Origin of the sequence: Bradyrhizobium sp. INPA03-11B, from assembly GCF_040446015.1 — a bacterium.
Classification (GTDB): domain Bacteria; phylum Pseudomonadota; class Alphaproteobacteria; order Rhizobiales; family Xanthobacteraceae; genus Bradyrhizobium; species Bradyrhizobium macuxiense_A.
In genome coordinates, this window is sequence record NZ_JASGSR010000135.1 from 1 (window position 1) to 20,402 (window position 20,402).

The 20,402-nt window shown below is 64.4% G+C and carries 13 protein-coding genes; 8 read left to right on the forward strand and 5 right to left on the reverse strand.

Annotation, left to right across the window (positions count from 1 at the left end; genetic code table 11):
- Positions 1–106: 106 nt before the first annotated feature.
- From QMZ05_RS34850 to QMZ05_RS34860, 3 genes are all read right to left on the reverse strand, one after another.
- On the reverse strand, positions 107–1,729 hold the full coding sequence (locus QMZ05_RS34850) for an ABC transporter substrate-binding protein (protein WP_353704864.1): 1,623 nt from the start codon (positions 1,727–1,729) through the stop codon (positions 107–109).
- A gap of 240 nt (positions 1,730–1,969) precedes the next feature.
- Positions 1,970–3,247, reverse strand: a complete 1,278-nt coding sequence (locus QMZ05_RS34855) for a 2-hydroxycarboxylate transporter family protein (RefSeq protein ID WP_353704875.1) — start codon at positions 3,245–3,247, stop codon at positions 1,970–1,972.
- Between the two features lie 328 nt (positions 3,248–3,575).
- Positions 3,576–4,985, reverse strand: a complete 1,410-nt coding sequence (locus QMZ05_RS34860) for a hypothetical protein (protein WP_353704865.1) — start codon at positions 4,983–4,985, stop codon at positions 3,576–3,578.
- Positions 4,986–5,496: 511 nt separating this feature from the next.
- On the opposite strand from QMZ05_RS34860, the gene QMZ05_RS34865 reads away from it, so the two are divergent.
- The 3 genes from QMZ05_RS34865 to QMZ05_RS34875 are packed head-to-tail and all read left to right on the forward strand — an operon-like array spanning position 5,497 to position 8,658.
- Positions 5,497–6,186, forward strand: a complete 690-nt coding sequence (locus tag QMZ05_RS34865) for a response regulator transcription factor (protein WP_353704866.1) — start codon at positions 5,497–5,499, stop codon at positions 6,184–6,186.
- On the forward strand, positions 6,161–7,549 hold the full coding sequence (locus QMZ05_RS34870; protein WP_353704867.1) for a sensor histidine kinase N-terminal domain-containing protein: 1,389 nt from the start codon (positions 6,161–6,163) through the stop codon (positions 7,547–7,549). The genes QMZ05_RS34865 and QMZ05_RS34870 overlap by 26 nt, the downstream gene beginning before the upstream one ends.
- 41 nt (positions 7,550–7,590) lie before the next feature.
- Positions 7,591–8,658, forward strand: a complete 1,068-nt coding sequence (locus QMZ05_RS34875; RefSeq protein WP_353704868.1) for an ABC transporter substrate-binding protein — start codon at positions 7,591–7,593, stop codon at positions 8,656–8,658.
- Positions 8,659–8,660: 2 nt separating this feature from the next.
- Here the strand turns inward: QMZ05_RS34875 and QMZ05_RS34880 are convergent, their stop codons facing one another.
- Both QMZ05_RS34880 and ugpB read right to left on the reverse strand, forming a co-directional pair.
- The gene (locus QMZ05_RS34880) at positions 8,661–9,626 is read right to left on the reverse strand and encodes an aminoglycoside 3'-phosphotransferase/choline kinase family protein (protein WP_353704869.1); all 966 of its coding nucleotides are present in this window, start codon (positions 9,624–9,626) and stop codon (positions 8,661–8,663) included.
- A 337-nt stretch (positions 9,627–9,963) separates the two neighbouring features.
- Entirely contained in the window at positions 9,964–11,271 is a 1,308-nt protein-coding gene (ugpB, locus tag QMZ05_RS34885) for a sn-glycerol-3-phosphate ABC transporter substrate-binding protein UgpB (protein ID WP_353704876.1), read from the reverse strand.
- 205 nt (positions 11,272–11,476) lie between these two features.
- On the opposite strand from ugpB, the gene QMZ05_RS34890 reads away from it, so the two are divergent.
- From QMZ05_RS34890 to polA, 5 genes are all read left to right on the forward strand, one after another.
- Complete coding sequence (locus QMZ05_RS34890; protein ID WP_353704870.1) at positions 11,477–12,466, forward strand: TRAP transporter substrate-binding protein; 990 nt, start codon at positions 11,477–11,479, stop codon at positions 12,464–12,466.
- 34 nt (positions 12,467–12,500) lie between these two features.
- Positions 12,501–14,567: a HAMP domain-containing sensor histidine kinase gene (locus tag QMZ05_RS34895; RefSeq protein WP_353704871.1), complete on the forward strand. Its 2,067-nt coding sequence runs from the start codon at positions 12,501–12,503 to the stop codon at positions 14,565–14,567.
- On the forward strand, positions 14,537–16,282 hold the full coding sequence (locus QMZ05_RS34900) for a DUF3369 domain-containing protein (RefSeq protein ID WP_353704872.1): 1,746 nt from the start codon (positions 14,537–14,539) through the stop codon (positions 16,280–16,282). The genes QMZ05_RS34895 and QMZ05_RS34900 overlap by 31 nt, the downstream gene beginning before the upstream one ends.
- A complete protein-coding gene (locus tag QMZ05_RS34905) occupies positions 16,279–17,016 on the forward strand; it encodes a response regulator (protein ID WP_353704873.1) in 738 nt (245 codons plus the stop codon). The genes QMZ05_RS34900 and QMZ05_RS34905 overlap by 4 nt, the downstream gene beginning before the upstream one ends.
- Positions 17,017–17,233: 217 nt before the next feature.
- Complete coding sequence (gene polA, locus QMZ05_RS34910; protein ID WP_353704874.1) at positions 17,234–20,272, forward strand: DNA polymerase I; 3,039 nt, start codon at positions 17,234–17,236, stop codon at positions 20,270–20,272.
- Positions 20,273–20,402 lie beyond the last annotated feature (130 nt).

Here is a 20,402-nt window from a genome sequence, read left to right on the forward strand (position 1 = left end):
CTCCCCACCCTCCCCCACAAGGGGGGAGGGAGCCTGAGAGACGTGTTCACCTCACTTGACGTAGCGTTTGAGAGAGACGCGAACGTGGTCCACGCACTCATCGGTCTCACCCCTTCGCCATCGCGCGATAGTCCAGCCGGCGGTGGAACCAGTACTCGTAGCCCGAGATATTCTTCTGCATCGCGACGTTGACGAAGGGCTGATAGAGCGGAATGCGCGGGATGTCGGCGAAGGCGAGATCGACGAAGCCCTTGACGTCGGCGTCATAGGCCGCGCTGTCGCCGTTGGCGGCGGCGACACGCGCGCCGTCGATGAGCTTGTCCATCTCCGGCGACTTGTAGCTCATCGTGTTGAAGATCGAATTGTTGCCGTGATAGCACCAGTAGAAGAAATACTCGGGGTAATCGAGCCAGCCCGAGAACACGTTGGTGAACAGCGGCATTTCCTTCTTGGTGAGCTCGGTGCGCCAGTTGGCGCCGGGCACCTTGTTGATCGTGGTCTTGATGCCGAGCTGTGCGAGGCTCTCCTGCACCAGCACGCAGAGCGGCTCATTGACGCCAGCGAAATTCAGGTCGAACGAGATTGTGGTCTCGAAGCCGTTGGCGTAGCCGGCTTCGGCGAGCAGCGCCTTGGCCTTCTCCATGTCGGTGAAATATTTGGTCGGCTGCGGCCAGGCGACCTCGGTCGGCTTGTCCTTGGCCGCGCCGAACATCGGGTTGGCGAGACCGAAAAGCACCGCATCCATGATTTTTTGGTAAGGCATCGCGTAGGCCATTGCCTGCCGCACCTTGGGATTGTCGAACGGCGGCTTGGCGACGTTCATGCCGATATACTGGATGCCGTTGGAGAACGGCAGCGAGACCACGTTGAGCTTGCCGTTCGCCTTCATCTCCTGGAAATCCTTGAACGGCAGCTCGTAGGAGATGTCGGCATCACCGCGCTCGAGCAGCGCGCGGCGGTTGCCGGCCTGCGGCACCATGCGCCAGATCACGCGCTTGATCTTCGGCAGCGGACCGCAGACCCAGTCGTCGTTGCGCTCCATGACGACTTCGGTGCCGGCGGTCCATTTGGTCACCTTGTAAGCGCCGGAGCCCGCGGTCTGCTGCTTGGTGAATTCGAGACCCCAGGGATCCTTCTCGCTGGCGTTCTTCTTCACCAGCTCGGAGTTGACGACGCAGGGCACGATGACCGCGAGGTCGGGGATCGTCAGCTTGTCCTTCCTGAGGAAGTCGACGCGCACGGTATGGTCGTCGACGATGACGAACTGCTCGGGCTTGGTCAGCGAGCCCGCGCTCATCTGGAAGGTCGGGAAGCCGCCGACAGAGACAGCACGGTCGAGCGACCATTTGACGTCCTTCGCCGTGACAGGCGTGCCGTCATGGAATTTGGCGTTCTTGCGCAGCTTGAAGGTGACCGACATGTCGCCGATGTTGAAATCCTCGGCGAGCTCGGGCTTGAACTTGTCGCGGTCGTAATAGGGCACGCCGCCCGGGCCGCTCTTCATCTCGTGGCTGATCAGCCGGTCGTAGCAATTCCACGACACCTCATAGCCCGGCACGTTGGTGCCGATGCCGTGGATATCGAGATTGTTGGGACCGCCTTCGGAGACGATCAGCAGGGTCTCGGAGCGCGCGTCGGCCTTGGCCGGCGACCAGATCGCGGGCGCGGTCGGCGCCAGCGCCCCCGCTGCCAGCCCGGACACCGATTTGAGGAAATCGCGTCGCTTCATGTGATGCTCCAACGCCCGGGAACGGGCCTTGGAACTCAGTTCGCAAGCTTCGTGCCAGCCGCCTGTCGTAGAGCCGTTAAGTCCCTAACCAGCTGACCCAACATCGGAATCTTATGAAGCCGACGCTCGGTACGGCAGCAGCAACCTTGCAGCAGATTGCATACAAAGCACCGCAATCTGCTCAAATTAATTGCAGCAAGCGGCCTCGCCCCCTCGTTGGGCGAAGCCGCTCCCGCCGGGTCAGATGGTCCAGCGCAGCAGCACCAGCACGGCGGTGACGGTGATGGCGCCGCCAATGCGCGTAGCGATCTGCGCGAACGGCATCAACTGCATCCGGTCGGCGGCGGTCAGGATCGCGACATCGCCGGTACCGCCCTGCCCCGAATGGCAGGCGTTCACGATGGCGCTCTCGATCGGATACATGCCCATCAGGCGCCCGACGAACGCTCCGGTGGCCATCAGCGTAAACACCGTGGCGACGATCGTGATCAGATTCGGCACCGTGAAGGCGGCCATCAGCTTGGCCCACGGCGTCATCGCCACGCCGATCGCGAACAGCAGCGGATAGGTCATGCCGATCTGGACAAACCGGAAGACGATCAACCCGCCCGACTGCAACCGAGGCGACACCGCGCTCGCCAGCTTGGCGGCGACGGCAAGGAACAGCATTGCAACCGGTGCTGGCAAGCCGATCAAATGGTTGAGCATGACGCCGAGCAGATAGAGCACGATCGCGGTCAGCCCCGCGCCGGCGATCGCGGGGATATCGACCGCCGCGGTATTGTCGTCGTGCGCCTCGGTCGCGGCGGGTACGAGCGCGTCGCTGCCGCCCGGCTGCAGCCGCCCCTCTCCCGTGAGGTGTGGATATTTCTTGCCGACGTAGTTCAACATGCCGCTGAACAGGATCGCCGTCAGGCTTCCGAGCATAACCGGCGGCAGTACCATCGCAAAGAAATCTCCCTGCGGCTGGCCGAGGATGGCCGAATATCCGATCGACAAGGGGATCGCCCCCTCTCCGACGCCGCCGGCCATGATCGGCACGACGATGAAGAAGAAGGTCTTGTAGGCGCCGAGCCCGAGCAGCATGCCGACCAGCGTTCCGACCGCACCGGCCGCGATCGAACCGACGCCCAGCGGCACGAAGATCTTGAGGAAGCCCTTGATGAGGACGTTGCGGTCCATGCCAAGGATGCTGCCGACGATGATCGCGGCGATGTAGATGTAGAGGAAGTTGGTGAACTTGGTGAATTCGACGATCGATTTCTCGATCGGCCCCGGAAGCAGCTTGTAGTAGACCAGCGCCGATGGAATGAAGGTCGCGAAGATGGCGGCAGCGCCGACGTTGCGTAGAATCGGCAGCCGCTTGCCGAGTTCCGCGCAGGAAAACCCGCCGAGCACCAGCACGGCGATCATCGTGGGCGCGTCCGGCTTGATCTGGCCTTCCATCGTCAGGATCGCGAGCAGGCCGACGAGGATGGCAAAGATCGGAAGCGAAATGATTCCGATCTTGTAGTCCATCACACGCCACCAGCCGGTCGGCCAGAACGCCGTTGGCGCGGACGCCTCGGCCGTCACATCGGTCGCTGCGCGCTCATTCCAGACCGCGGTCCCGGATTGGGATTTTTCCAACATTACGCTCTCCCATTGAATTGTATCGCCGACGCGTTTTCGAACGCGATTGTTCGGCCGCGGCGCACGGCGCCGGATTCTCTTGATGTTTAATGGTCCCCGGATTCCCCTGCCGTGGACCGTTCGGCAGGGGAATCAGATCGTCCGACGCCGGGCGAGGGGGCATCTCTCCGGCGTCACGGCAGCGCGCGAGGCGCAGAGCGGCGGCTCCGATCCGCTACCACTTGTAGCGAACGCCGGTTACGACCTCGTCGGCGCTATCGTGCCGGTGAGCCTGACTGGCGCTATAGCCGCCCGTTGTCTTCAGGTGATCACCCGCGACATAGACGTCTACGTTCGGGATCGGGTGGTACATGAACGAGGCATAGGTCGTCATGCGCGTACCGGTCCCGGTCATGGTCGCGGCGCTGGCATCCTTGAATGGAACGAAGGTGAAGCCGGACGCCGTCAAGGCTGCGTTGTGGGCGAAGAAGTCCTGCCAGCCGAGCTCGAAGTCATAGAATTTGGACGGCGTGATCTTGCCCGATACGGTGACCACGTCGTCATTGCGGGTACCGACCAGACCCTGGTCCGCCGTATAGTGGATGTAGCCGGTGTTCAGGCGGAGCAGACCGCCGTCCCAGTTGCCGCCAGCACCCCACGACTGATGGATATGGCCGATATTGGTGGTTCCGATCGTCGGAATCTCGAGCACGTTGGCGCGGGTATAGAACGCGGAAACGTGAAACTGGTCGTAATTGTAGCCGGCAGCCACCGCTTCGGTGCTGCCCTTGTCGAACCCGGCGCCGGGGATCGGGCCGCTGCCGTTCGGTCCGCCGGGACCGTTGCCGTCGCCGAAGTTATAGGCCGCGCCGAGATAGAGCCCATTGTCGAACACCTTTTTCCAGACCAGCCCCTGGTCGTAACGGGTGTCGCCCTGGCCGTTGGCGCCGTTGCCGCCGCTGGTGTAGAAGATCAACTGCTTGAAGTTGTTGACGTTGGAAAAGCCGCCTTCCTTCGTGGTGAGCTTGGAGTCGCCGTAGGGATCGCCCCAAATATTAGCGACGTCACGCGGCAACGTGTTCTGGCGGCCGACACTGAACTTGCCGAGCGTCGGGCTTTCGAAGCCGACCCAGGCGTCGCGGTTGAACAAAACGCCGGGCGTATCCATGTTGCCGCTGGGGAGTTCGAATTCGCTCTCCATGCGCGCCAGCAGATTGAAGTTGTATTCGGGGAACACCTTCTGCGTGACGAAGATGCCCCAGCGGTTGCCGCTGAACCAGGAGGTGTTCAAGCCAACCGTCGATCGGCCCGCAGCGTCGACATTGGTCGTGTAGCCGAGCGTCGGCTCGATGATGCCGTATAGCAAAACGTCGGTGTTTTCAGTTTCGAAGATGTGGACGGGCCTACCGGTCCTGAAGCTCTCCCATGGTCCGGCCTTGGCCGGCATCGGACCGGGAGGCGGAGCCTCGGCGCGTGCCTCCTGCGCGCGCTCCACCTTCTGGACCCGGTCGTCGAGCTTCTTGACCTTCTTCTTCTGCTCTTCGATCTCAGTCAGGCGCTTGCTCAGCGCCCTGATCTCGGCCTTCAGTTCACTCACGTCATCGGCGGCCTTCGCCGGCGCCGAGGTCAGCAAGCCTATCGCCACGAGTGAAGCACCGGCCCAGAAATATCGGCTCGCGGCGCCTACCCTGCTCCGCACGCGGGTTCCCGCGACAGCCGCGGGCTGCCGGAATTGCACTGCTTGGTTCATGTCGCCCCCTTGAGAGAATTTTTGCTTCGCTCGGGGAAACTGGCGTCGATAGCTGTCAGAACCCTGTCATGTCCGCGCCGGCGCGTAACGGAACGCCATTCAACGATCAACGTTGCAGGCCCGACACACCGTTCGGGGCGAACGCTGTGGGTGGCCGCGATCGCTTCGCAGTTGCGTCGAGCTTCACATCTCGGGCCTTATCGGGCCTTGGGCGAAGCAACGGCCCTTGACCGGATTGCTACAACTGATCTAGTTGAGCAAACGATGAACAACGCGCGCCAGCGAAATGGCGCCCCGAAAACGACAGGAAACGATCGGCTGCGAACAGTGGAATTTTGTCGCGCCGACCATGAAGACGAGAATTTTCGTCTTCCTTGAGGGGATGCCTTAACGTGCGCAAGAAATCATGCGTGCGCTTCTGATCGAAGACACCGCCGATCTGGGCGCGGCGATTGCGGCGCGCCTGCGCGGCCAGGGGCATGCGGTCGAGTGGTTGACCGATGGCGGGCACGCGTCCCGCCGCATTCAGGAAGACCCTTTCGATCTGATCATTCTCGATCTCATGCTGCCCGGCATGAGCGGTTCGGACCTGCTGAAGCTTCTGCGCAGCCGGCGCATTCGCACACCGGTGCTTGTGATTACCGCCAGAGGCGACGTCGGCGACAAGATCAGCGTTCTCGACATCGGCGCGGACGATTATCTCGTGAAGCCGTTCGACCTGCGCGAGCTGGAGGCTAGGATGCGGGCCGTCGTGCGACGGCACAGCGGCATTCCGACCAGCAAGATCGAGATCGCCGATGTCGCCATCGATATTGCAGCGCAGTCGATCACCGCTGCCGGCGCCCGGATCGAGCTGACACGGCGAGAATTTCGCCTGCTGGAGCTCCTGGTGCTGTCGCCGGGGCAGGTGGTGCCGCGAGAACGGCTGATCGATCAGCTGTTCGGTTACGAAAATGCCGTAAACCCGAACGCGCTCGAGCTGTACATCTCGCGCATCCGGCGGCGGCTGAAGGCGTCGAGGCTCCGCATCGAGACGGTGTGGGGGGTCGGCTATGCGGCGAAGACCGACGATGCAGCGGCCGCAGACATCAATTAAGCGCGACATCCTGCTCGGCGCCATTTCGCTGCTGGCGATCCTCGGCGTCGGCCTGTTCCTTTATGTGCGCAATTTCTCCCTCAACGCAGCCGACACGGCATTTGACCGCGTCCTGGCCGCATCCGCCTTCTCGATTGCCGACAGTATCCGGGTCGACGACGGGAAGCTGACTGTCGAACTGCCGCTGGCCTCGCTGGAGATCCTCGGTGCGGCACGCGAGACGCGAGCGTTCTATGCGGTCCGAGCGCCCGATCACTCCCTGATCACCGGCTACGCCGATCTGCCCGACGCCGCGAAGGCGCGCGATCATGACCGGTCACCCTCTTTTTCCGACGCCGTCTATTCGGGCGCGCAGGTCCGGATCGGCACGGTCTGGCGCTATATCGATTTCGGCGAGAAATCCGGCTGGGTCAACGTCAGCGTCGCCGAGACGCGGGAAGCCCGCTCGCAACTTGCCTCTGACATCCTCAAGAATTCGCTCGCGCCGATGGCACTCGCCGGGCTAGTCATCTGCCTGCTCATTTCGAAGGGCCTCAACAGGGCGTGGGCGCCGCTGGTGGCGCTGGAGGCTGAGCTGACCAAGCGCGCCCCCGGCGACCTGACCCCGATCCGGACGCCGATTCCCAGGGAAGTCAGCTCGCTCGTCTCCAGCCTCAACGACTTCATGCAGCGACTGGAGGGCGTGCTGAACACGTTGCGCGGCATTGCCGTCGATACCACGCATGACATGCGGACGCGGCTGGCCTCAATTCGTGCACTCGCCGAGGTCGCGGCGACCGAAACGGACCCGGGGCTGCTGCGAAGCTATGCCGGCAGAGTCCTGGCCAACGCGATCGACGCTACGCGGATCGTCAACCAATTGCTGGCAGACGCCGCGATTGCCCATCATATCGAAACCTCCGGCAGCCCGCGTTGCGATTTCCTCGAGCTCTATCTGGAGGCGGTGGACCGCCTGCCGACGGAGAACATTCAGCGCTGCCGGCTGGCCGATCTGTCGACAGCCCACGACGATTTTCCGGTTTGCGGGGCTCCCCTCGCGCTACGCGAGTTGATCGACAACCTTCTGGACAATGCGCTGAAATACGCGCCCGAGAGCACGATCGACGTCGATCTGCGCACATCGGTCGATGGTTCGACCATCGAATTCGATGTGGCCGACCGCGGGCCGGGCATTCCCGACAAGGACAAGACCCGCGTGCTGGAGCGCTTCCAGCGCGGCTCGGGGCAGAGCCATGTGGCCGGCAGCGGGCTTGGCTTGAACATCGCCAGGAACGCGGCCGCCTCCGCTGGCGGCAATCTTGCCCTGCTTGATCGCCCGGGCGGCGGCCTCGTGGCGCGCGTGACCCTGCCGAGGTCGCCATGATCGTGCGCCGTTCAAGACTGCAAGCGTGGCGGCTGGCGCAATTGGCCGCGCTCGGCGCGGCGCTGCTTCTCGGCAGCCTCGATTGCCGTGCAGACCAGTCAAAGTCCACCAACGAGCTGAAGAGCTTCCCCGCGCCGGCGGGCGCTGCCGCATCGCTGCTCATTCACGGAACGGCAGATGTCGCCGCCATGGGACCTGTCATCGAAGGATTCCAGAAGGCGCATCCGGATATCGAGGTCCAATACCGCCTCTACGAAACACTGCCGCTGTATCAGGAAGCCGTTGGCCCGCCGAACGACAAGTCCGCCGCCGACCTTCTGATCAGCTCAGCGATGGACCTGCAGGTCAAGCTCGCCAATGACGGACATGTACAACGGGCCGCCATAGCGACACGCGGCCTGCCCGACTGGGCCGTCTGGCGCGACGAGATCTTCGGCTTCACCGTCGAGCCGGCGGTGATCGTTTACAACAAGGATATGCTCGATCGCGACGAGGTTCCGAGGTCGCATCAGGACCTGATCCGGCTTTTGGAAAGATCGCCGGAGAGATTTCGCCGCAGGATCGCGACCTACGACATCGGCGTCAGCGGCGTCGGCTATCTGCTTGCGACAACCGAATCGATGCTGTCGGCAAATTTCTGGCGCCTCGCGCATGCGCTCGGCGTTGCGAAAGCTAGGCTCTTCTGCTGCACTCAGGACATGCTCGACTCGCTCGACCGCGGCGACACGCTCATTGCCTATGACGTCCTCGGTTCCTACGCTCTCCGGCAGGTGCAGCGGCATCCGAATCTCGCTATCGTACTGCCTGAAGATTATGTGACGGTCGTGTCCCGGACCATTGTCATCCCGCGGCGCGCGCAACATCCGGTGCTGGCCCGAACCTTCGTGGATTATGTACTGTCCGAGGCCGGCCAGGCAGCGGTCGCAGACGGCTTCGGACTATCGATCGCCGGAGTGGATACCGATCGCGAGCAGATGAAGACGCGGTATGTCGCCGAAAAGCCCGGCCTGCTCAATTTTCCGACGCTCGGCCTTCCGGCGCTTGCCTATCTGGATCTCGTCAAGCGCGAGCAATTCGTAAAGACCTGGAGACAGATTGTATCGCCCTAGCTCTACACACCTGGAATCTCCGGCCAGATCAATTCCTGCAACTGCACGAAGTCATCGACCCGATCCGGCCAGCCCGCGATGCAGATGTGCCGGAGCGGATCGCTGGCCGAGTGCAGTATCATGAGCGCCATCAGCCGCCGCTTCAGCATGAAATTCACCTCGCTGCGCGGGATGCCGAAGCCGTCGAACAGGCTGCGCACAAGGCGGGGATGCCCGGCGGCCATGAAGGCGCTGGGACCGAGCAAATCGTACTCGCCCCACCCGGTGCGGACGTCGCCGAAGTCGAACAGGCCGGCGACATGCCAGCCGTCGGCCCGGCGGCCGAGCAGAAAATTCTCCGGGATGTACTCGCCGGTCAGGATCACCGGCGGCGCGTCCATCGGGATCAATTCGGCGGCGTCACGCAAGAGATCGTCGAGCGAGGTGAGGAATTTCGCCGGCAGGCCGAGCCGTTCATGCCGCGCCCTGCACTGCGCGATCTGGCCGCGCATGAAGGCCTCCCAGCGCGGCTCGATCGCCAGCAGGCCGCCGGGCGGCACGCGCTGCACCTCGGCGATCACGGCGCCGATCTCGGAGAGCACGCGCTCCCGCTCGGCTTCCGACAGCGCTGGCCAAACCTCCGAAGCCACAGTGCCGGCGAGGTGCGTGATGACGAGATAGGGCCAGCCGTCGCGCTCGCCCTCCGCGATGAGATCGGGAATCGGAATCCCGAGCCGTCCCCGTAACTGCGCGAGCGCGCCGCGCTCGGACACGAATTGCGGGCGCAGGAACGGTGGAAACAGTTTCAGGATCAGGTTGTCACCGAGCCCGACGACGAGGTTGGTGCCGGTCGAGAACACATGCGGCGTGCCCCAGGCGAGCCCGTGGCCATCGGCAATATCGCGCGCGACCGGCAGCCAGCGCGACGTGTCGCCGCGCCAGGCGCGGTAGGTGTCGTAGGTGGTGAGGGGTGGAAGGGATGGGATCATATTTCAGACCGTCATTGCGGGGAGCTCGCGACAAATGTCGCGCTTGTTCCCGGTGAGGTGAGCAGGTTGCTCGGGCTCCCTCTCCCCTTGCGGGAGAGGGTGGGGAGAGGGGTGCCGCGGGCGAGATGATCGACGCTCACCCGCTGCTTCGCAACATCGGCCGGATGTCGTTCATATGCGAATTGAGAGAGCGTGCCGTGTGGCACCCCTCTGCCCAACCCTCCCTCGCAAGGGGGGAGGGAGCCCGAGGAATGTGCTCACCTCACATCTCGCGCAGCGCAATGCGCACGGCTCGATAGTAGGCATCACTTCGCTCCACCCATCCCACAGGCTTGCATCACCGGTCCGGATTGGCGCGCTCGAACTGGCGCAGCAGGCGGTTGCCGCGCTCGACGGCGTTGTCCATCGCGGCCTGCGCCGAACGCTTGCCGGCGAACACCTGCTCGAGCTCCTCCTCGATCACGTCGCGGATCAGGACGAACGAGCCGAGCCGGATCCCCTTCGAATTGTCGGTCGGCGGCTTCAGCGTGACCTCCTCGATCGAGATCGAGGCGCCGGGATTGCGGTCGTAGAACCCTTGCGTGCGGCTGAGATCGAATGCGGCGCGGGTGATCGGCAGATAGCCGGTGTTCTGATGCCAGGCGGCCTGCACCTCGGCCCGCGACAGATAGGCGAAGAACTTCGCCACCCCGGCATATTCGGCGCGCGGCCGGTCGCGCAGCACCCACAGCGTGGCGCCGCCGATGATCGAGTTCTGCGGTGCGCCCTGCACGTCGGGATCATACGGCATCATGCCGTAGCCGACCTCGAATTTCGAATTGGCCTTGATGTCGGCGCGCGTGCCCGACGAGCCGATGAAGATGCCGCACTCACCCTTCTGAAAGCGCGGCTCGGCCGCCTGGCCGCGGCCGCTATAGTCGAAGGTCTTGTCGGCCTGCCATTGCGCGAGCTGCGCGATGTGGCGGATCACCAGCGGATTGTTGAAAATCAGCTGCGCGTCGAGCCCGGCAAAGCCGTTGGCCTTGGTTGCGATCGGCAGATTGTGGAAGGCGGAGAAGTTCTCGACATTGATCCAGGACGGCCATGACGTGGTCACGCCGCACATCGCCCCGGCAGCGCGCAGCCGCTTGGCGACGACGCCGAGCTCCGGCCAGGTCTTCGGCGGCTCGCTCGGATCGAGCCCCGCGGAGCGAAACATATCCTTGTTGTAGTAGAGGATCGGCGTCGAGGCGTTGAACGGAAACGACAGCATGTTGCCGTCGACATCGGCATAGTAGCCGGCCACCGCGGGAAGATAGGCCGCTGGCGCGAACGCCTCCGACTGATCGCGCATCAGCTCGAACACCGGATAGATCGCCCCGCGCGCCGCCATCATGGTTGCGGTGGCGATCTCGTTGACCTGAACGATCGCCGGCTGGCTCCGCGAGCGGAAGGCGAAGATCGCCGCGGTGACGGTCTCGGTGTAGTTGCCCTTGTAGGCGGGCACGATCCGGTAGTCGGATTGCGAGGCGTTGAAGTCGGCGGCAAGCTTCTCGAGCTGCTTGCCGAGCTCACCCGACATCGCGTGCCACCACATGATATCGGTCGCCGCCTGCGCCGGTGCCACCAGCAGAAGGGTCACGACGACGAGATGCAAGAGCTTCAAGGCGAGCTTCAAGGCGAACTTCACGACGAGCCGTTCCCGAATGCCAACACGCCGTCATAAGGCGCTACAACCGCAGATTCAATCGACACTGCAGGTTGCAGCGCCAAATTAACGTTTGGCCGATGGCGAACCATCGCCATTCTGCTAAAAGTGTTGAACCTTTTGCTCCCGCCCTGGACACAAATCACAAGGGGAATTGTAGCCTGTGTATCGCCGCGCCGGCCTTTCGCGGACAATAACGCTTGCCGTCGCGCTGTTATGGGCAGCGGTTTCGGCGAGTGCTTTTGCGCGCGAGTTCCGCACCGCCGACACCCAGAATGAAGACTATCCGACCGTCCAGGCGCTGAATTACATGGACCGCCTGATCGCCGAACGCACCGGCGGCCGGCACCGCATCGTGGTCTTCCATTCCCGCCAGCTCGGCGAGGAAAAGGAGACGCTGGAGCAGACCCGGGTCGGTGCCATCGATCTGAACCGGACCAATGTCGCGCTGATCGGGACCATGGTGCCGTCCGTGAACGTGCTGGCGATGCCGTTCCTGTTTCGATCACATGAGCACCTGCAGCATGTGCTGGACGGGCCGATCGGCAACGAGATCCTCGATAGTCTCGAGGACCATGGCTTCGTCGGGCTCACCTTCTACGATTCCGGCGGCCGCTCGATCTACAACAGCGTGCGCCCGGTGCGTTCGCTCGACGACCTCAAGGGGTTGCGGCTGCGCGTGCAGCAATCCGAACAGATGTCGGATATGATCCGCGCGCTCGGCGCCCAGCCGGTTGAGATGGCCTACGGTCAGGTGCTGACCGGGCTTGCCAATCGACTGATCGACGGTGCCGAGAACAACTGGCCGTCCTTCGTCACCACCGGTCACTACAAATATGCCGGCTATTACACATTGACCCAACACACCGTGAGCCCCGAAGTGCTGGTGATGTCGCGCAAGGCCTGGGCCAGCCTCTCGCCCGAAGAGCAGACCACCTTCCGCGATGCCGCGCAGCGCTCCAGCCTTTACATGCGCGAGAAGTGGCGGGAGCTCGAGGAGCGCTCGCGCAAGCAGGCGGAGCTTGCGGGCGTCCAGGTCGTGACCGACTTCGACCGCAAGCCGTTCGAGGCGGCGATGGCCAGCATCTATGCCAAGGCCGAGCGCGATCCGGCGATCGCAGCGCTGATCGAACGCATCCGCAACGTGGAGTAACCGGATCTTGGACGCACCCCAACAGGACGGGACGATGCGACGGCCGGCGGCCTTCGGGCCGCAGGGCCGCTTCCGCATCGTCCAGTTGCTGCGTGCGGTGCCGATCCGCTGGCGCATCCTGTCGATCGCGCTGCTCAACTCCGCAGTCGTGATCGTGCTCGCGGTGCTGATCTGGAACGGCTCGAAGGTGCTCGGCTCGGCCTGGGATGATGTCCGCCAGGTGCGGGAATCCGACAAGATCCTGGCCAAGCTCGAAAGTGAGACCAGCCGGCTGCAGAACCTGATCCATCGCTACATCAACCAGCCGAGCCCGGACCTGTTCGCGGAAATCCTGCTGCTGCGCGAGGCCGTGCTCGGCACGCTGACCAACCGCGCCTCGACCGACCCGATGCTGTCGGGCTCGGTCGAGCAGCTCGAACGCGCCACCAGCCGCTTCCTCGACGGCTTCGGCGAATTGCGCACGGTGCAGACCACGATCTCCAAGACCTATGACGAGCAGGTGCTGACGCCGACCAGGGACATGGCCGGGCTGTATTCGATCATCGAGGGCGCCACCGGCCATCGCGACGCGCTGATCTGGCCCGCGCTCGGCAAGTCGCGCGAGGCGTTCACCTCGCTGCTTGTCGCCGCCAATGCCTACTACCTCTCGCTGGCCTCCTCGTCGGCCGAGGAAGCCCGCCGCAACATCGATACGATCGAGAAGACGATCCCGGTCATGACCGATCTGGCCGAGAACGATCTGCAGCGCATGGCGCTGGAGCGGCTCAAGGTCAAGACTGCCGAGCTGCGCGACGGGCTCGGCAAGCTCAGCGAACAGCTCACCAACCGCACCGATCTGTTACGCAACTCGATCGACGCCAGCCAGGCCGACGCGATCGGTGCGATCGACGACCTCTCGGTGAAGATGCGCCAGCGCGAGCAGAAGGCACAGGAGACGTTCGACAAGACGCTGACGTCGATCTCGCGCCGGGTGCTGTCGATCGCGGTGATCTTCCTCGGCGTCATCATGTCCGCCGGCGTGATGATCGCATTGTCGATCCGGCTGCCGCTGGCGCAGATCATGGCCGCGATGCGCACCATCACCTCGGGCGACCTCGACCGGCCGGTGCAGGGCACATCGGCCAAGGACGAGGTCGGCGCGATGGCGCGAGCAGTCGAAGTGTTCCGCGAGAATGCGATCGCCAAGCGCAAGACCGAGGACGAGCTGCGCACCGCCAAGGAGAAGGCCGAGAGCGCGCTGCTCGAGCTCAACACCGCGCAGCAGAACCTGATCGATGCCGAACGCCTCGCCGCGCTCGGCGGCCTCGTTGCCGGCGTCGCCCACGAGGTCAACAATCCGATCGGCATCAGCCTGACGGTCGCCTCGAGCTTTGCCCGCCGCAGCGAGATGTTCGAGAACGATTTGAAGACCGAGCCGCTGCGCCGCTCCAGGCTCGACGACTTCGTGCGCGCCTCGCGTGACGCATCGCAGCAACTGGTCTCGAACCTGCAGCGCGCCGGCGAGCTGATCCAGTCGTTCAAGCAGGTCGCCGTCGATCGCTCGCATGCCGAGCGCCGCCAGTTCGCTTTGAGCGAATCCACCGACCAGATCGTGGCGAGCCTGCGGCCGGTGCTGAAGAAGGCCGCGATCGCGCTGTCCGTCGATGTGCCCGATGGGCTCCTCATCGACGGCTATCCCGGCGCCTATGGCCAGATCTTAACCAATCTTTTCCTCAACGCCGTCAATCATGCCTTCGCCGACGGCCGCTCCGGCAACATCACGATTTCGGCGCGCGGACGCGGCGCTGACGATGTCGAGATCATCTTCGCAGACGACGGGGCTGGCATGACGCCGGACGTGCAGCGACAGGCGTTCGACCCGTTCTTTACGACGCGCCGCAACGAAGGTGGTACGGGCCTCGGCCTCCATATCGTCTATAACCTCGTCACCCAGCAGCTCGGCGGACGCATGATGCTGGAGTCAAGGGTAGGACAAGGCACCACTTTTCGCATTATCATGCCCAGGATCGCCAAGGGGGCTCCCAAGGGCGAGCCCACGATCACTGACGCAGCAGCCGACGGAACCAGTCAATGGCCGAACAGGACGATGTCCTCCAACTGATCGACGATACCGAGAGCCCCCTGGAGGACTCGTCGGCCCGCAAATGGAAGATCGCCGTGATCGACGACGATCACGCCGTCCATGAGGGCACCCGTTTTGCGCTGAGCGACTACAATTTGAACGGCGCGACGCTGGAGATCCTGTCGGCCTACTCTGCGGCCGAAGGCCGCACGCTGATGCGGGACAATCCCGACATCGCCGCCGTGCTGCTCGACGTCATCATGGAGACCGACGTCGCCGGCCTCGAGCTCGTCGAATACATCCGCAACGAGATCAGGAACGAGACCGTCCGCATCATCCTGCGCACCGGCCAGCCCGGCCAGGCGCCGGAGCGGCGCGTCATCGTGCAGTACGACATCAACGACTACAAGGCGAAGACCGAGCTCACCGCCGACAAGCTGTTCACCTCGCTGACCGCCGCGCTGCGCAGCTACCAGCAGCTCGAGCGCATGGTACAGACCAGGCGCGGGCTCGAGATCATCATCGACGCCGCCTCGACGCTGTACGACTTCAAGTCGATGCAGCGGCTGGCCGAGGGCGTGCTGACGCAGCTCGCCTCGCTGCTCAATGTCGATTGCGCCGGCATTCTGGTGCTGCGCGACGACGGCAACGCGGCCGCATGCGATTTCTCAGTGCTGGCCTGCTCGGGCTGCTACAGCCGCTTCATCGGCACCACCTCCTCGAAGGCGCTCGACGCCGATCTGCGGCACATGGTCGAGGAAGCCTTCCAGCGCCGCAAGAACGAGTTCGCCGACCACCGCAGCGTGCTCTATTCGCGCACCGGCTCTGGCCGCGAGGTCGTGGTGCTGCTGCAGGCCGAGCGCCAGCTGTCCGACACCGATCGTGCGCTGGTCGAGATCTTCTCGAGCCGGCTGTCGATCGCGTTCGACAATGTGATCCTGTACCAGCAGCTGCACGAGGCCAACACCCAGCTCGAGGACCGCGTCGCGCAGCGCACCCGCGCGCTGATGCAGGCCAACCGGCGGCTGTCGGCGCAGTGGCTGCGGCTGCAGCGCGCCAACGGCTTCAAGAACGAAATCCTCGGCACCGTCGCCCATGACTTAAAGAATCCGCTCGGCGTGATCCTCGGCCGCACCGAGATGCTGACCGAACTGATCGGCGCCGGCTCGCCGAAGGAAAACGTCACCTCGCAGGTCGAGCATATCAGGGACGCCACCAAGCGGCTGACCTCGATGGTCGATCACCTGATCTCGGATGCGATGGCGGACGCCTTCGACATCACCATACGCCGCGAGCCGGTCGATGTCGCGGCCCTCGTCAACGAGGTCACCGAGGCCAATCTGCCCTCGGCCGTCAACAAGCAGCAGAGCATCTCGGTCTCGGGGCCGCAGCACTTCGTCACGATGTGCGACGCCGACCGGATCCGCGAGGCGATCGACAACCTCGTCAGCAACGCCATCAAATATTCGCCGATCGGCGGCAAGATCACGGTCACGGTCAGCCACGAGGGTGACGATACGGTGATCCGGATCGTCGACCAGGGCCCCGGCCTCAGCCCCGAGGATCTCGGCCGGCTGTTCGGCCGGTTCCAGCGGCTGTCGGCCAAGCCGACCGCGGGCGAAAGCTCGACCGGCCTCGGCCTTTCCATCGTCAAGCGTATCATCGACATGCATGGCGGCCATGTGACCGCGCAGAGCCCGGGCCCCGGACAGGGGTCGACCTTTACGGTTACACTGCCGGCGACAGAGACATGAACCAGAACCCGCATATCTTCATCGTCGATGACGAGGCCCCGGCCCGCGAGATGGTCGGCGATTACCTCAAGATGCACGGCTTCGGCGTGACGCTGTGCGATGGCGGCAAGAGCCTGCGCAAGGAGATCGAGAGCAGCACGCCCGATCTCGTGGTGCTGGACCTCAACATGCCCGAGGAAGACGGGCTGTCGATCATTCGCGACCTCAAGAGCAAGATCAACGTCCCCGTCATCATGCTGACAGCTACTGCCAGCCCGATCGACCGCGTGGTCGGGCTCGAGCTCGGCGCCGACGATTACGTGGCAAAACCCTGCGAGCTGCGCGAGCTGATGGCGCGGATCCGCTCGGTGCTGCGACGGAGCGGGCCGGCGAAGTCGGCTGCGCCGGAACCGGCGAGCGCGAAGACCGAAAAAGAGCAGCTGGTGCGGTTCGGCACCAAATGGCTCGATCTCGAGGCCCAGGCGCTGCGCGATGACGAGGGCAATGAGCACCCGCTGACGGCCTCCGAATTCGGCCTGCTCAAGGTGTTCGCGGCCAACCCGAAGCGCGTGCTGTCGCGTGAGCGGCTGCTGGAACTGGCCAATGCGCGCGACGCGGAGGCCTTCGACCGCGCCGTCGACCTCCGCATCATGCGCATCCGCCGCAAGATCGAATTCGATCCGACCAAGCCGTCGGTGATCCGCACCATCCGCGGCGGCGGCTACCTGTTCTCGCCGACCGGCGATAAGGCGTGATGTCGTCTACAAGTTGATCGTCGTCCCGGCGAAGGCCGGGACCCATTACCCCGACCGCCTGTAGTGGGACGACGATGGGGCCACAGCGAGCTCCATTAGCGAACGGCTGTGGTTATGGGTCCCGGCCTTCGCCGGGATGACGATTTGGTTGTGTGGCGCGGGCGGATTCAACGACACAAAGGCTGTCATTCTCCGCAAAAATCCCTAAGTTTCGGCCATGCCGAAAACAGCCTCCAAAGATCCCGCCAAGCCCGCTCCGAAGACCGCCCCCGCGCCCGTCGCCGCCAAAGCCGCGGCGAAGGGCGACCACGTCTTTCTGGTCGATGGTTCGTCCTACATCTTCCGCGCCTATCACGCGCTGCCGCCGCTGAACCGCAAGTCCGACGGGCTGCAGGTCAACGCCGTGCTCGGCTTCTGCAACATGCTGTGGAAGCTGCTGCGCGACATGCCCGAGGACAACCGGCCGACCCATCTGGCGATCGTGTTCGACAAGTCCGAGATCACGTTCCGCAACAAGCTCTATCCCGACTACAAGGCGCACCGGCCGCCGGCGCCCGACGATCTGATCCCGCAATTCGCGCTGATCCGCGAGGCGGTGCGCGCCTTCGACCTGCCCTGTCTCGAGCAGGCGGGATTCGAGGCCGACGATCTGATCGCGACCTATGCGCGGCAGGCCAACGAGCGCGGTGCGAGCACGACCATCGTGTCGTCGGACAAGGACCTGATGCAGCTCGTCACCGACAAGGTCGTGATGTACGACACGATGAAGGATCGCCGCATCGGCATCCCCGAAGTGATCGAGAAGTTCGGCGTACCGCCGGAGAAGGTGGTCGAGGTGCAGGCGCTGGCCGGCGATTCCACCGACAACGTGCCCGGCGTGCCCGGCATCGGCGTCAAGACCGCAGCCCAGCTGATCATCGAATATGGCGATCTCGATCAGCTGCTGTTCCGCGCCACCGAGATCAAGCAGCCGAAGCGGCGCGAGGCGCTGCTCGAGAACGCCGAGAAGGCGCGGATCTCGCGCCAGCTCGTGCTGCTCGACGACAAGGTCGATCTCGAAGTGCCGCTCGACGACCTCGCCGTGCACGAGCCCGACTCGCGCCGGCTGATCGCCTTCCTCAAGGCGATGGAGTTCACCACCCTCACCCGCCGCGTCGCCGACTACGCGCAGATCGATCCCGCCAATGTCGACGCCGATCCCGGCAACAAGAGCGGCGCCAGCGTGTTCTCGCCGCTGCCGCCGTCGGACGTGACGCCAGCGCCGGGCGACGCACCGACAGCCGGCGCGGCACCACCTGCGAAGGCCAAGCCGACCGGCGCGCGCGACGACAAGAACTCCAACCGCAGGGGCACACCGGCGACGCTGGCCGAGGCCCGTGGCGAAGCGATCCGCAAGACCGGCTTCGACCGCAAGGCGTATCAGGCGATCGGCAGTCTGGATCAGCTCAACGCCCTGATCGCGCGCGCGCACGATATCGGCTATCTCGCGATCGAGGCGATGTCGGAATCGATCGACCCGATGCAGGCCGAGCTGTCGGGACTGGCGCTTGCCGTGGCGCCCAACGACGCCGGCTACCTGCCGCTCAACCACAGAGAGGCCGGCGGCGGTGCCGGCCTGTTCGATGCCGGCCTCGCCCCCGGGCAGCTTAAGACCGCCGATGCGCTGAAGGCGCTGAAGCCGCTGCTGGAGTCCGCCGGCATCCAGAAGGTCGGCTTCAACGTCAAGTTCACCTCGGTGACCTTGGCGCAACACGGCGTCACGCTGCGCAACATCGACGACGCGCAGCTGATGTCCTACGCGCTCGACGCCGGCCGCGGCTCGCACGCGTTGGAGGCGCTCGCCGAGCGCTGGTTCGGCCATGCCGTCGTCAACTACGGCGGCCTCGTCGGCAGCGGCAAGGGCAAGCTGACCTTCGACCAGGTCACGATCGACAAGGCGACCGAATATGCGGCCGAGAGCGCCGACGTGATCCTGCGGCTGTGGCGCGTGCTGAAGCCGCGCCTCGTCGCCGAACGGATGACGACGGTGTACGAGACGCTGGAGCGGCCGCTGGTCTCGGTGCTGGCGCGAATGGAGCGGCGCGGCATCTCGATCGACCGCCAGGTGCTCTCGCGCCTCTCGGGCGATTTCGCCCAGACCGCGGCGCGGGTCGAAGCCGAGATCCAGGAGATCGCCGGCGAGCCGGTCAATGTCGGCAGCCCGAAGCAGATCGGCGACATCATCTTCGGCAAGATGGGATTGCCCGGCGGCAGCAAGACCAAGACCGGCGCATGGTCGACCACCGCGCAGGTGCTCGACGATCTCGCCGAGCAGGGCCACGAATTCCCGAAGAAGATTTTGGAGTGGCGCCAGGTCTCGAAGCTGAAATCGACCTACACCGACGCGCTGCCGACCTACGTCAACCCGCAGACCCATCGCGTGCACACCACCTACGCGCTGGCCGCGACCACGACGGGCCGGCTGTCGTCGAACGAGCCGAACTTGCAGAACATCCCGGTTCGTACCGAGGACGGCCGCAAGATCCGCCGCGCCTTCATCGCGACGCCGGGCCACAAGCTGGTGTCGGCGGACTACTCACAGATCGAATTGCGGCTGCTCGCCGAGATCGCCGACGTGCCGGTGCTGCGCCAGGCATTCCGCGACGGGCTCGACATTCACGCGATGACCGCGTCCGAGATGTTCGGCGTGCCGATCAAGGACATGCCGAGCGAGGTGCGGCGACGCGCCAAGGCGATCAATTTCGGCATCATCTACGGCATCTCGGCATTCGGCCTTGCCAACCAGCTCGGCATCGCGCGCGAGGAGGCTTCGGCCTACATCAAGAAGTACTTCGAGCGCTTCCCCGGCATCCGCGCCTATATGGACGAGACCAAGGACTCCTGCCGCCGCAACGGCTATGTGACGACGCTGTTCGGCCGCAAGATGTACTACCCCGACATCAAGGCCTCCAACGCCTCGGTGCGCGCCTTCAACGAGCGCGCCGCGATCAATGCGCGCTTGCAGGGCACCGCGGCCGACATCATCCGCCGCGCCATGATCCGGGTCGAGGACGCGCTCACCGAGAAGAAACTCTCGGCGCAGATGCTGCTGCAGGTGCATGACGAACTGATCTTCGAGGTGCCCGACGACGAGGTCGCAGCGACGCTGCCGGTCGTGCAGAAGGTGATGCAGGACGCGCCGTTCCCGGCGGTGATCCTGTCGCTGCCGCTGCAGGTCGACGCGCGGGCGGCGAACAATTGGGACGAGGCGCATTAGAGTCACAAGAGCGGCGCTCGCGGACGGTGGCTGCTCGTTGGTGAAGTGATCTATCGTCGCATGCGGCTCCGCTCCGAGTCAGGTGAGCACGGCAGACGGGCTCCCTCCCCCACGCAACCGGGGTCTACCC

Excerpts from the sequence above, each read along its gene's own strand:
- QMZ05_RS34850 (WP_353704864.1), bottom strand. The coding sequence starts at position 1,729 with ATGAAGCGACGCGATTTCCTCAAATCGGTGTCCGGGCTGGCAGCGGGG.
- QMZ05_RS34855 (WP_353704875.1), bottom strand. The coding sequence starts at position 3,247 with ATGGACTACAAGATCGGAATCATTTCGCTTCCGATCTTTGCCATCCTC.
- QMZ05_RS34865 (WP_353704866.1), top strand. The coding sequence starts at position 5,497 with ATGCGTGCGCTTCTGATCGAAGACACCGCCGATCTGGGCGCGGCGATT.
- QMZ05_RS34870 (WP_353704867.1), top strand. The coding sequence starts at position 6,161 with ATGCAGCGGCCGCAGACATCAATTAAGCGCGACATCCTGCTCGGCGCC.
- QMZ05_RS34880 (WP_353704869.1), bottom strand. The coding sequence starts at position 9,626 with ATGATCCCATCCCTTCCACCCCTCACCACCTACGACACCTACCGCGCC.
- QMZ05_RS34895 (WP_353704871.1), top strand. The coding sequence starts at position 12,501 with ATGCGACGGCCGGCGGCCTTCGGGCCGCAGGGCCGCTTCCGCATCGTC.
- QMZ05_RS34900 (WP_353704872.1), top strand. The coding sequence starts at position 14,537 with ATGGCCGAACAGGACGATGTCCTCCAACTGATCGACGATACCGAGAGC.
- QMZ05_RS34905 (WP_353704873.1), top strand. The coding sequence starts at position 16,279 with ATGAACCAGAACCCGCATATCTTCATCGTCGATGACGAGGCCCCGGCC.
- polA (WP_353704874.1), top strand. The coding sequence starts at position 17,234 with ATGCCGAAAACAGCCTCCAAAGATCCCGCCAAGCCCGCTCCGAAGACC.